This window comes from Flavobacterium lacisediminis (assembly GCF_025909975.1).
GTDB lineage: Bacteria > Bacteroidota > Bacteroidia > Flavobacteriales > Flavobacteriaceae > Flavobacterium > Flavobacterium lacisediminis.
In genome coordinates, this window is record NZ_JAPCIO010000006.1 from 1 (window position 1) to 12,384 (window position 12,384).

Consider the following 12,384-nt stretch of genomic DNA (forward strand, 5'->3'; position numbering starts at 1 on the left):
CGTACCTGCAGCTGAACATGTAGCTGCAACTGAGTCAATAGTAGGTGTTGGAACAGAAGAATTTACAGCACATGTTCCATTACATGCCTTAGGAGTACCTCCTGTAGTACTTAATTGCCAAACTAAACTACCGTCATCTAACCTTTCTATAGTTCTACCGATTACACTTGACCCTTGGGCAGTAGCTCCAAAATTTCCTGCATATTCAATACCAGAAATATTCCTCGCTTGCAGTAATGTTGTGGTAGATGGAGAACAAACAGATGGAATAGACAAATCATTATCAAAACTTCCTCCACATGAAGTACCAGCAGTTAAATCATTTAAATCATTTTGTGACCAATATACCGCATCTAAAACTGAACCGGTTGGACTAGCTAACAATATATAACCACAACCATTTTCTAAATGCCATCTTGATGTTCCAATATGTCTTGATGTTCCAACCAAAGTAGATAAATTAATATCAACATTTGGAGCATTTGCACCACCTATTACTAAAAATCCAAGAGGAGGAATTATAGTACCAACTGGTAATGCAAAAGCTGCTTGATTTGAAGGTGAAGTATTAGCACCTATAATGTAACAACTTAAGTCTATTGCATTACATGGATCAGAATTATACAATTCAATCCATTCATGCCCTGTATTAGCAGTATTGTACATAGACTGCAATGTTGAATTTGTATTATCTCCACCTAAAGTAGAATAATTACTTCCTGGCATGAACATAACTTCATTAATCAAAACCTGACTAAAAGAACTGCAACTTGAAAACACAATGATTAGAAAGAATATTTTTTTAATAAAATTCATAATTGAATTAAGTTTTGGTTAATAAATTTGAGAATAATGTATACGACCTTTTTCAAATAATTTGCTTAAACCATCATATTTTGAGGAAGACTTAAGTATTATTTGTGAAATTGTCAAATTATAGAAGTTTGACGCCTTAATAAAAACCTTTAAAAAGGAATGAAGTAAATTCAGAGAAGAATATGCATAATTTTTTACCATATAAAAACACATTTATTGAATACTCTCAAATGTATTTTAATGATAAGTTAAAATGTAAAAAATTGAATAGAAATAATAAAATGTAATAAAATGTAATTTATAAAACTCTAAAAAACAGATACTTACAAATTAAATCTGAAGTAGATTTTTTAATAGCTGGGAACTATTCTCTTTGATATTTTTGATTTTATCAAACTTTGTTTTAAAATTATTACTATGTTTCGAATCAAAAAAAGGAATAAAACATTCAGAATACTTTAGAATAATTTCTAAAAACGATTTTTTTGTTAATAACATTTCTTTTTCTTTAATTTCAATTGAATCATTATTAATCAAAAAAGAATACTCTCCATTTTCATTTGCAAATAATAAGTCTTGAGTTAATTTATAATGTGAATTTTTATTAAAATATTCTATCATTCTAAATTTAGCTACTGATATATCGTTATGAAAGAGTAATATATCATTCTTTTTTGCGACTGAAAAAAGTAACCAATATAAAAACGGATGTAACAATTTATTATTCTCAATTTTAACTTCAACAATTTCTGTATTTGACAATTCTAATTTCAGTTTTAAATATGAGTTAAACTTATCTATAAATCCAATCTCTATTGAATCAATTTTGATTACTTTATTTAAAGTTTCAACGGAATCATTTCCTAAACTTTCATCCTGAAATTGAATAGCAGAAATTTGATATTCCAAGGATAAAAAATACATAAAAAATGAAATTATAAATCCAAAATAAAAAATTAAAAAAACGGCTAAAAAAATTGGGTAAAATTGTAATAATAGCTCAGGTAAAATTTTAGATAATGGTAATATAATTTGTGTAGTAGAAAATAACACAAAACTTATTTTAATGAAATTTAATACAACTGAACTTAACTTAAAACCTGATAATGATAAAGACATAATATATCCTAATAAAAGCATACAAGAAATAGACACTAATGCATCTAAAACAACAATACTTATTCGAGATATAAGTCCAAAACTTTCATAAAATTTATCTAAAAAAGTAAAAATAGAAACTATGAATATAAATACTATAAATACAACAGTATACCACTTTTCTCTTTGTTTAATTAATCTAGTTAATTTATTCTCCTCATTCAACAAAGGAAAATATGATATACTAATTAGAAAAATCAAATTACTCACTGATGATATCATTCTATCAACAACTACATAATTCAATGAAAAATCTTGAATTTCAAATAATTTATTTGCAGATATAAATGTTCTGTGAAAAAATGTTAAAGCTATTAATAACAATGCAACATTAGATTCTTTCAAAAAAACATTACTTGTATTTTTACGTTTTATCCAGATATGTATCAAATATATCCCACTTAATAATGAAGTGCCAAATAATACAATAAGATAAAATGTTTTGAAATGCATAAGACTTTTATAAATTACAAGACAAATATATAAATTAATTTAGTATAAAATTTAACCTCTTTTTGTAACATTTTTTCAAATTCAAACTCTTATATTTAGATTTTGAAAACAAGCCTTATGAAAAACAGTTTTTTAGTTATCCTAGTGATATTAGGAATCCAACAAATCAATGCCCAATTTACACGTCGTGATTCACTTCAAGGTGGTTTACGTATCGAGAGAACTTCTTATGATGTAAAGCGCTATGATTTAAACATCACCATAAATCCAGAACAAAAAAGCATTAAAGGATACAATGAAATTACTTTTGATGTAGTTTCGCCTACACAAAAAATTCAAGTGGATTTATTTGACAATATGAAAGTGGATTCTATCGTTTGGAATGCTAAAAAATTAAAATACAACCGAGATAATGATGCTGTATTCATTGATTTTCCTGAGAAATTAGCAGCTAAATCGAACCAAAAATTAAAATTTTATTATTCAGGAAATCCAAGAATTGCACGAAATGCTCCTTGGGATGGAGGATTTGTATTTTCAAAAGACAAAGCTGGTAAAGACTTTATAGCCGTTGCTGTTCAAGGAACTGGAGCTAGTCTATGGTATCCGGTAAAAGATTCACAAACAGACGAACCTGATAATGGAGCATCCATAAAAGTAGCTGTTCCAAATGGTTTAATGAATGTTTCAAACGGTCGTTTTTTAGGATCTCAAGACTTGAAAAATGGTTATACTCGTTGGGATTGGGAAGTTAAAAACCCAATTAACAATTACACAATAACGGTAAATATTGCCGATTATGTTCACATTCAGGATAAAATGCCTGATTTAGACTTAGATTATTATGTCTTAAGAGAAAACGAAGCAAAAGCTCGCGAACATTTTATGGAAGTGAAGCCGATGATGGAATGTTTTCAATCTAAATTTGGTCGTTATCCATTTTGGGAAGATGGCTATAAATTAGTGGAAACTCCATATTTAGGTATGGAACACCAAAGTGCAGTTGCATATGGTAACAAATATAAAAAGGGTTACATGGGATTTGATTTATCAGGAACAGGTGTTGGGATGTTTTTTGATTATATTACGATTCACGAAACAGGTCACGAATGGTTTGGAAATAGCATTACAAGTACTGATATTGCCGATATGTGGATACACGAAGGTTTTACAACTTATTCTGAAACAGTTTTTATTGAATGTATAAAAGGTTATGATGATGCCATGAAATACATCAATGGACAAGCTAAAAATGTTAGAAATGATAGACCTATTATCGGTCAATATGGTGTAAATAATGAAGGTTCAGGAGATATGTACTACAAAGGTTCTTTATTATTAAATACAGTACGACATATAATTGCTGATGATGAAAAATGGTGGAAAATGTTATATGATTATTCGGAAACTTTCAAAAAGAAAATTATTACTTCTGACACCGTTATTGATTATTTTAACAAGGCTTCAGGTACAGATTTAACACCAATATTTAGACAATATTTATACACTAATCAAGTGCCTATTTTTATTTATAAGGTAAAAGGGGATTATCTTTATTACTCATGGGACAATGTAATGGAAGAATTTAATATGCCTATAGATATTGAATTTGAAGGTAAAAAAATCAGATTATATCCAACACAAAATGAGCAAAAAATTAAACTGAAAAAACTTAGTAAAAAGAGTTTTCAAATTTATGATAATCAGTTTTATGTTAAAATTAAAGAAGACAATTAGTCTTCTTTTTTTTATTAATTTATGTTTTAATTAACGCTACAACAAAACATAATGTGTTAATTTTTAGTAAATTAGCAATGTATAATTTTAATCCGTTTATTTATGACTAGAATTAGAGAGTTGAATAAATGGGCTAATGCAAACACATGTATTCCAATAGATATATTGCGAGTTTTCTTAGGAGGTTTTTTATTATTAAAAGGTGTTTCTTTTATGATAGATAAAAAGTACTTACATGAAATTTTGAATACTGTGGGAAGTTTTGGTAGTGAAATGCTACTAATTCATTATGTTGCAATGGCACACATGGCTGGAGGAGTAATGATTATCATTGGCTTCTTAACCCGTTGGTCGATATGGGTACAATTACCTATACTATTTGGTGCTTTCATGATAAATTTTATTGGAGAATTTAATCCGTCAGATTTTGTTCAATCAATGCTAGCATTTGCTACTAGTGTATTTTTCATATTCTTTGGCAGCGGAAAACATTCTGTTGATTATTATTTAAAAATGCAGGAATAATTGCTTTAAGGTTGTATAAAAGGACATAATTAAATAATTTACTCATTTCATAACTTCATAATCCATCTATATGAGTAATTTATAAATTCCGTTTATACAACCTTTATTTTTTCTAGTGTTTGAATACGATTAATTTTTTTGGTTTCCGTTTCTACAAATTCTGTTAGAAATAAAATATCCTTAGGTTTCTCAAATTTATCTAGTATATCAAAAATCGTAGGTGCTATTTTTTGTTCCTTTCCTTCTATTACTAATACTACTTTTGTGCCCAGAACAGCATCAGGTAAACCTGTAATAAAAAAACGATTAGGAATTTTAGAAACTAATTTAGTTTCAATTTGCTCTGGAAATAATTTGACTCCTCCACTATTAATTACATTATCATAACGTCCTAACCATTTAAATTGCTTTACGTTATGAATTTCTACAATGTCATTGGTAACTATTTTTTCATCTGAAATAATAGGCGCATCAATTACTAAACAATTTCTATCATCTGAAGTAATTATAACATGCTCTAAAGTATTAAAATACGTTTCTCCTACTCTTTTAGCTGCAATATGTGTAATGGTTTCTGTCATTCCATAAGTTTCGTAGATTTTTGCATTTAAATCTCTTATTTTCAAAGCTAAATCATCTGATACTTTAGCACCGCCAATAATTATCTTCTTAAACTGATTTAATTTATCTAAACTATTTTCAGCTTGAAGTGGTACAATGGCAACAAAATCATAAATTTTATGAGACAATAAGTCATCTAAATGCGAACTCGGAGCTATAAGATCTAACTCTAAACCAAGCATCATTGCGCGAACAATCATCATTTTCCCTGCAATATAACGTGCTGATAAACACAACAAAGCTTTATCTTGAGGATGTAAATCAAAGAAATTTCCGGTAGCAATTGCAGAATGTACCATTGCCTCCTTTTTTATTGTGATGATTTTAGGTGTTCCAGTAGTTCCCGAAGTTGTTAATTGTATGGTTTCCTTATCGTCTAACCAATCCAATAAAAATTCACCCAACTCTTTTTCATAAACCTCGCCTTCTTTTATAGAACTATAAGCCAATTGAAAAAGCGCTTCTTTATCTAAATGAACACCATTGATTTTAAAACGATTGTGTATGTTTTTATAATTCGGAATCATTTGCGACAGTATCTATTTCATTAATTACAATTAATTTACCTGTTAACTTTTCTTTCCAATTTTTCCAATTGTACACCTTAGAAAAAATAAAAAGTAAAATAGGAAATATGACGAAGACAGGTGTTAAAACATCAAATCCAGCTGATGGTTCTGATAAATCTTTAAAAATAGAATTGGTTTGAAATGCCGTCCAATCAGCCGTTAATAACAATGCTCCTACTAAGTTATTTGCAGCGTGAAATCCTAAAGCTAATTCCAATCCCTCATCCATTAAGGTCATAATTCCCAAGAAAAAACCAGTTCCAATATAATATACCATAATGATGTAACCAATTTTTCCAACTTCTGGATTGGCAATATGCATTAAACCAAATAAAACCGAAGTAATAATCAAAGGAATTAATCTGCTATTAGTAGCTAATCCAATTCCTTGCATCATATGCGCTCTAAAAAGATATTCTTCAAAACTCGTTTGCATTGGCACTAAAATTATTGCCAGAACTAAAAAAATGAAAAACTTTTCGGGTTTAAAATTCCAAACAAAATTTTCGGGTTGGGTATAATAAAGGGCTAAAATCATGGCAGTCGTAATACTTCCCCATAAGAAAAATGAGAAAAAAATACGTTTCCAATCTACTTTAGCTCTCGATGTAGTTAAACTTCTTAAAGTTTGCCCTTGAACAAATTTTACCCAAAAAAGTATTAACAATAACCCAAAGGCTAACGGACCTACTAACACCACAAAAGTTAAATTAACTCCTATCATACTAATCGTCTGCTGAATAACTTCATTTGTATCTACTCCATCAGACATTAGGAAGTTGAAAAACATCAATAAAATAAAACCAAGAGGAATTGGTATGTAAGATGCTAAATTTCTTTTTTCAGATTTTAATTGTTCAATAAACATGATTTTTTACTGTTCTTAAGTTTGCTACTAAAGTACTATTTTTTATTTCTTTGTAAAAAAGAAAATATGATAACTATTTACCATAATCCTAGATGCACTAAATCGAGAGAAGGTTTGTGCGAAATTGAAAACTTAAACCAACCTTTTGAAATAAGAAAATATCTAGACGAACCTTTTACAAAAAACGAGCTAGAAGAAGTAATTACAAAGCTAAACATTAGTCCAATAGAATTGGTTAGAACCAAAGAAAGTATCTGGATTGAAAACTTTAAAGGAAAAAAATTAAGTGATTCGCAAATCATTCAAGCTATGCTTGAAAATCCAAAATTAATCGAACGTCCTATTATTGTGAATGGTAATAAAGCAGTTATTGCAAGACCAAAAGAAAAGATTAACGAAATCCTCTAGTATTTTTAACAAAGATTTAGGAAAGTAAGGCTAAACCTAAGGCTATTTTTGCAGTCTTATTTGGAAAAACATATTATGAACAAGAAAATTCTTATTGTTGCCTTAACGTTATTCTTAAGTTTACTAACATTTGCACAACGTCCAGAAGGTAAAAAAATCACAATTTCTGGTAAAGTAATTGAAAAAGGAAGCAATCTTCCTTTAGAATATGCCACAATTGTATTCGAAAATAGCACAACTAAACAACTTTCTGGTGGAATTACTGATGAAAATGGTAATTTCAAATTTGAAGTAACTGCAGGAAATTACAATGTTAGAGCAGAATTCATTTCGTTTAAAAATGTAATAATTCCTCAAAAAGTTTTTAATGCTGATACTAACTTAGGCACCATTCAAATGGAAGCAGATGTTGCACAATTAAATGAAATTGAAGTAATAGCTGAAAAATCTACAGTTGAAATTAAACTCGATAAAAGAGTATATAACGTAGGTAAAGACATGATGGTAAAAGGTGGAACGGTGAGCGATGTATTAGACAATGTGCCATCTGTAACAGTTGATGCTGAAGGAACAGTCGCTTTAAGAGGAAATGAAAGCGTTAAAATATTAATTGATGGAAAACCATCTGGTTTGGCCGGTATTAATATAGCAGACGCATTAAAATTATTACCAGCAGATGCTGTTGAAAAAGTTGAAGTTATAACTAATCCATCGGCTCGTTATGATGCTGAAGGTGGTGGTGGTATCATCAATATAGTTTTAAGAAAAGGAAAAGCAAATGGTGTTAACGGTTCTATCATGGTAAATGCAGGTGATCCAGAAACCTATGGAACAAGTGTAAACTTAAATAAGAAAAGCGATAGTTATAACTTATTTTCAAACTTTGGATATAATTACAGAAAAAATCCAGGAAACTCAATGGTTGATGCTGAATATTTTAATTCAGATGGTTCAACTAGCCGTTTTATAAAAGAAAGAAGAACAAATGATAGATTAAGTGAAGGATACAATGCAAACTTTGGAATTGACTTAAACTTAACTAATTCATTAACGTGGACCAATGCTTTAACTTTTAGAGAAAATAATGGCGAAAATCCAGATAATGTATTCTTTTATAATTTTGATGCTTCAAACAATCCTACCTTTGTAAGAAACCGTTTAAACGATCAAAAAAGTGATGAATTTAGTATTGAATACTCATCAAACTTTACTAAAAAATTCAAAAAAGACGACCATAAATTAACCGTTGATTTTGCTACATCTCAAAATAGAGAAAATGAACAAGCAACAATTTATGATCAAATTTTAGGGGATCCAGCTTCTTTAGCAACTCAAGGAACAACTAATAAGAATAATCAACAAAGAAACTTGTTTCAAACAGATTACGTATTACCAATTGGTAAGAATGGTCGTTTCGAAGCTGGTTATAGAGGAAGTTTCCAAAAGAATTTAACCGACTTTGTGGTTACACCTGTTTCTAATTTTTCTAACACATTAGAGTATATTGAAAATGTAAACGCACTTTATACTCAATACGGTTCTAAAATTAATAAATTTTCTTACTTCTTTGGATTACGCTTTGAAGACAGTCATATTGAAGTAAACTCTTTATCTTTAGACGATTATAACACAAAAAAATACAATAACTTATTCCCATCAGCTACTTTTAATTATGAATTTTCAGAATCAAGCTCTGTTAGTTTGAGTTATAGTAAGAGAATTAACCGTCCAAGAGGTCGTTTTTTAAATCCTGTTTCATCATTATCTAGTAATATTAATATTTTTCAAGGTAATCCTGATATAGATCCTTCTTTAACAGATGCTATCGATTTAGGCTATTTAAAAAGATGGAAAAAGTTAACGTTTAACACATCAGCTTATATCAATATGACAACTGACGCCTTTCAATTCATTAGAAAAGAATCAGGATTATTTGTAGAAGGTGTGCCAGTAATTTTAAGTACTCCTATCAACTTATCAAAAGAATATAGAGCTGGTTTTGAATTCAATTTAAACTACACACCATATAAATGGTGGAGAATTAATGGAAACTTTAATGCGTTTAGAAATGAAACGCAAGGAGATTATTCTTACGTAGACTATTTAGGAAATACAGTAACGCAGAATTTTGATAATGTGGCTTTAACTTGGTTTACAAGAATTTCTTCAAAAATTACATTACCATACAAAATTGATTGGCAAACTAATGGAACTTACAACGCACCACAAACGAATGCTCAAGGTAAATCATTAGGTGTTGCTTCTATGAATATTGCATTTAGCAAAGATTTCCTAAAAGACAAAGCAAGTATTTCTTTAAATGTGAGTGATGTTTTCAACTCAAGAAAAAGAATCATGGAAACAAACATTCCTAATGTCGTAAGCTCTTACAGTGAAATGCAATGGAGAGAAAGACAAGTTATGTTAACTTTCACTTACCGTTTTAACAAACAGAAAAACGAAAAAGAAAGACAACAAAAACGTGAAGACAATGGTGAAGGTGATTTTATGGGACAACCATAATATCAAACACTACATAATTGACATAAAAAAAGTCCCGATTGAATCGGGACTTTTTATTTTTAAAATTAAAAGAAAATTATCCTTCTAATTCAGCTTGTCTTTTAGCTCTTTTCTCTTTAATCAATTCTATTATAGCTCCGCCCAACCAATAGTGAACAAATCCAACTAAGAATATCATCAACCAAAAACCAATAGTTAATATGGTTAAGAAAAGTAAAAAACCTAGGTACTGTTGAAATTCAAACATAATATTTTCCGGAATTTATGAATTCACGTCAAAGATAATAGTAATATTTATTTTTGACAATAGAATCTTAATTATTTTTAGCTAAAACCACTTTTTAACTTTGAAATAAACAAACATCATGGCTACAACACTCAACATAATTCCCCAAATGATAAAATAGCCATACTCCCACTCCAACTCGGGTAAATTCCTAAAGTTCTGACCATAAACACCTACGATGAAAGTTAAAGGTAAAAAGAACATAGAAACCACTGTTAAAGTTTTCATTACTTGATTCATTTTATGATTCTGTGCCGAAAAAAAGTAATTAGACGTACTATCTAAAGTGATTAAATCGGAATCAATTTGTTCCAATAATTCCAAACATTTTTGATGTAATCTTGAGAAAAACGTAAAATTCTCTGGTTGGATATCATTAAAAACATTATCATCTTTGATACTTTTAATCGAATATAACGAATCGCGTAACGGAATAATAGAACGTTTCAAAAAGTTAAAATTATCGCGATGTTTTTCTATTAGTGCTAAAACCTCTGGATTTGTATTTTCCTTAGATAAATCTATTAAATCGTCTACTTTATTTTCTTCACTTTCAATTGTAATGTAAAAATTTTCGATAATTGCATCTAGCAATAAATACAACAAATAATCGGCTTTTTTTGTTCTAACAACACCCGAATTCGTTCTAATTCGTTCTCTAATATGGGTAAAAAAATCACTTCTCTTTTCCTGAAAAGATATCAAAACATTATCCATCAATAAAAAACTAATTTGCTCAACACTAATATTATCAGAAGATTTTAAAGGCAGTAACGACTTCACATTAAAAAATAGGATATTGTGATACTCTTCTACTCTTGTTCGCTTAGTAGTATTTAAAATATCTCCAATTATAAAATGATCGGCATTAAACTTCGCACCCACTTTTTCTATAAATGCATGATTATTTAACCCATGAATATTAATCCAATTCACTTTTAAATCATCAATATTTGTGTCTAAATCATGAGGCTCACACTGCTGAAATTCAATAACTTCCTCAGTATTATACACAAACATTTGCATTTCGGTTGGTGTATCTTTATGAATACCCGTATACTCTAATGTACTTGGCTGTACTTTTCTTCCTTTTTTATATTTTATTTTTCTCAAAACAAACAAATTTTATATAAAGATAGGAGTTTTTAAAAATGAGAAGTATTTTTACGAAAATTTATTTTTCAATGCAAACCTTATTCATCAATATAAAAGAACTTTTACAAATCAGAGAAACTGGAATTGATAAAATTTCGGGTTCAGATATGGCTACATTACCTAAAATTGACAATGCATATTTAGTAATCGAAAACAATATCATTTCCGATTTTGGTCCAATGGAAAATTGCCCAAAACTTTCAGATGTTAAAATTATTGATGCAACCGGACAAGTTGTTTTACCAACATGGGTAGACAGTCACACACACATCGTGTACGCAGGAAACCGAATTCAAGAATTTGTAGATAGAATAAATGGTTTGTCCTATGAAGAAATAGCTAATCGTGGTGGAGGAATCTTAAATTCGGCTAAAAAATTAAACGAAACTTCAGAAGACGAAATTTACGAGCAATCAAAAATACGTTTAGAAGAAGTCATGCAACAAGGAACTGGTGCTGTAGAAATCAAATCGGGTTATGGATTATCAGTGGATGGCGAATTGAAAATGTTGCGTGTAATCAAACGTTTAAAAGAAAATTATCCAATTGCAATAAAAGCTACATTTCTTGGTGCTCATGCTTTTCCTATGGAATACAAAGAAAATCATGCTGCTTATATCGATTTGATTATAAACGAAATGTTGCCAAAAATAGCTTCCGAAAATTTAGCCGATTATATTGATGCATTCCTTGAAACTGGATATTTTTCAGTTGAAGAAACCATAAAAATCATGGAAGCTGGAAGAAAATATGGTTTAGAACCAAAAATTCACGTCAATCAATTCACCGCTATCGACGGAATTAAAGCTTGTGTTGAAAATAGTGCATTATCAGTTGACCACTTAGAAATTGTAACGGATGAAGATATTGAGGTTTTAAAAAACAGTAAAACAATGCCGGTAGCTTTGCCAAGTTGTTCTTATTTTATAAGCATTCCATACACACCTGCGCGAAAAATGATGAATGCAGGCTTACCCTTAGCTTTAGCAACCGATTACAATCCTGGCACTACTCCATCTGGAAATATGAATTTTGTCGTAGCAACTGCTTGTATTAAAATGAAAATGACGCCAGAAGAAGCCATCAATGCTGCAACCATAAACGGAGCTTATGCTATGGGAATTTCAAAAACTCACGGAAGTATAACAAAAGGGAAAAAAGCAAATCTTATCATCACAAAACCAATTATGAGCTATTACCAATTACCATATGCTTTTGGAACAAATCTAATTGATAAAGTAATGATTGAAGGACAATTTATTTAA

The 12,384-nt window shown here is 29.5% G+C and carries 11 protein-coding genes; 5 read left to right on the top strand and 6 right to left on the bottom strand.

Annotated elements, in window-relative coordinates:
* Both OJ995_RS09335 and OJ995_RS09340 read right to left on the bottom strand, forming a co-directional pair.
* Positions 1-816 (bottom strand): lamin tail domain-containing protein (locus OJ995_RS09335; protein ID WP_264369171.1); only part of this gene is annotated, 816 nt, incomplete at its 3' end.
* A 330-nt stretch (positions 817-1,146) separates the two neighbouring features.
* Positions 1,147-2,427 carry a hypothetical protein gene (locus tag OJ995_RS09340; protein ID WP_264369172.1) on the bottom strand — a complete coding sequence of 427 codons (1,281 nt, stop codon included), beginning with the start codon at positions 2,425-2,427 and terminating at the stop codon, positions 1,147-1,149.
* 117 nt (positions 2,428-2,544) lie between these two features.
* Between OJ995_RS09340 and OJ995_RS09345 the strand changes: the two genes are divergently transcribed.
* Both OJ995_RS09345 and OJ995_RS09350 read left to right on the top strand, forming a co-directional pair.
* Complete coding sequence (locus OJ995_RS09345; RefSeq protein ID WP_264369173.1) at positions 2,545-4,164, top strand: M1 family metallopeptidase; 1,620 nt, start codon at positions 2,545-2,547, stop codon at positions 4,162-4,164.
* A gap of 102 nt (positions 4,165-4,266) precedes the next feature.
* On the top strand, positions 4,267-4,689 hold the full coding sequence (locus OJ995_RS09350; protein ID WP_264369174.1) for a DoxX family protein: 423 nt from the start codon (positions 4,267-4,269) through the stop codon (positions 4,687-4,689).
* Positions 4,690-4,781: 92 nt separating this feature from the next.
* Here the strand turns inward: OJ995_RS09350 and OJ995_RS09355 are convergent, their stop codons facing one another.
* Both OJ995_RS09355 and OJ995_RS09360 read right to left on the bottom strand, forming a co-directional pair.
* Positions 4,782-5,837, bottom strand: a complete 1,056-nt coding sequence (locus OJ995_RS09355) for an AMP-binding protein (RefSeq protein WP_264369175.1) — start codon at positions 5,835-5,837, stop codon at positions 4,782-4,784.
* Positions 5,821-6,747, bottom strand: a complete 927-nt coding sequence (locus tag OJ995_RS09360; protein ID WP_264369176.1) for a CPBP family intramembrane glutamic endopeptidase — start codon at positions 6,745-6,747, stop codon at positions 5,821-5,823. Before OJ995_RS09360 ends, OJ995_RS09355 begins: the two co-directional genes overlap by 17 nt.
* A gap of 66 nt (positions 6,748-6,813) precedes the next feature.
* Between OJ995_RS09360 and arsC the strand changes: the two genes are divergently transcribed.
* The gene (arsC, locus tag OJ995_RS09365; RefSeq protein WP_264369177.1) at positions 6,814-7,155 is read left to right on the top strand and encodes an arsenate reductase (glutaredoxin); all 342 of its coding nucleotides are present in this window, start codon (positions 6,814-6,816) and stop codon (positions 7,153-7,155) included.
* Positions 7,156-7,230: 75 nt separating this feature from the next.
* Entirely contained in the window at positions 7,231-9,678 is a 2,448-nt protein-coding gene (locus OJ995_RS09370; protein ID WP_264369178.1) for a TonB-dependent receptor, read from the top strand.
* 76 nt (positions 9,679-9,754) lie between these two features.
* On the opposite strand, the gene OJ995_RS09375 is transcribed toward OJ995_RS09370, so the two are convergent.
* Complete coding sequence (locus OJ995_RS09375; RefSeq protein ID WP_264369179.1) at positions 9,755-9,925, bottom strand: hypothetical protein; 171 nt, start codon at positions 9,923-9,925, stop codon at positions 9,755-9,757.
* A gap of 81 nt (positions 9,926-10,006) precedes the next feature.
* Entirely contained in the window at positions 10,007-11,077 is a 1,071-nt protein-coding gene (gene corA / locus OJ995_RS09380) for a magnesium/cobalt transporter CorA (RefSeq protein ID WP_133606613.1), read from the bottom strand.
* 71 nt (positions 11,078-11,148) lie between these two features.
* On the opposite strand from corA, the gene hutI reads away from it, so the two are divergent.
* Positions 11,149-12,384, top strand: a complete 1,236-nt coding sequence (gene hutI, locus OJ995_RS09385; RefSeq protein ID WP_264369347.1) for an imidazolonepropionase — start codon at positions 11,149-11,151, stop codon at positions 12,382-12,384.

Excerpts from the sequence above, each read along its gene's own strand:
- arsC (WP_264369177.1), top strand. The coding sequence starts at position 6,814 with ATGATAACTATTTACCATAATCCTAGATGCACTAAATCGAGAGAAGGT.
- hutI (WP_264369347.1), top strand. The coding sequence starts at position 11,149 with ATGCAAACCTTATTCATCAATATAAAAGAACTTTTACAAATCAGAGAA.
- OJ995_RS09375 (WP_264369179.1), bottom strand. The coding sequence starts at position 9,925 with ATGTTTGAATTTCAACAGTACCTAGGTTTTTTACTTTTCTTAACCATA.
- OJ995_RS09345 (WP_264369173.1), top strand. The coding sequence starts at position 2,545 with ATGAAAAACAGTTTTTTAGTTATCCTAGTGATATTAGGAATCCAACAA.
- OJ995_RS09350 (WP_264369174.1), top strand. The coding sequence starts at position 4,267 with ATGACTAGAATTAGAGAGTTGAATAAATGGGCTAATGCAAACACATGT.
- OJ995_RS09355 (WP_264369175.1), bottom strand. The coding sequence starts at position 5,837 with ATGATTCCGAATTATAAAAACATACACAATCGTTTTAAAATCAATGGT.
- OJ995_RS09360 (WP_264369176.1), bottom strand. The coding sequence starts at position 6,747 with ATGTTTATTGAACAATTAAAATCTGAAAAAAGAAATTTAGCATCTTAC.
- OJ995_RS09340 (WP_264369172.1), bottom strand. The coding sequence starts at position 2,427 with ATGCATTTCAAAACATTTTATCTTATTGTATTATTTGGCACTTCATTA.
- OJ995_RS09370 (WP_264369178.1), top strand. The coding sequence starts at position 7,231 with ATGAACAAGAAAATTCTTATTGTTGCCTTAACGTTATTCTTAAGTTTA.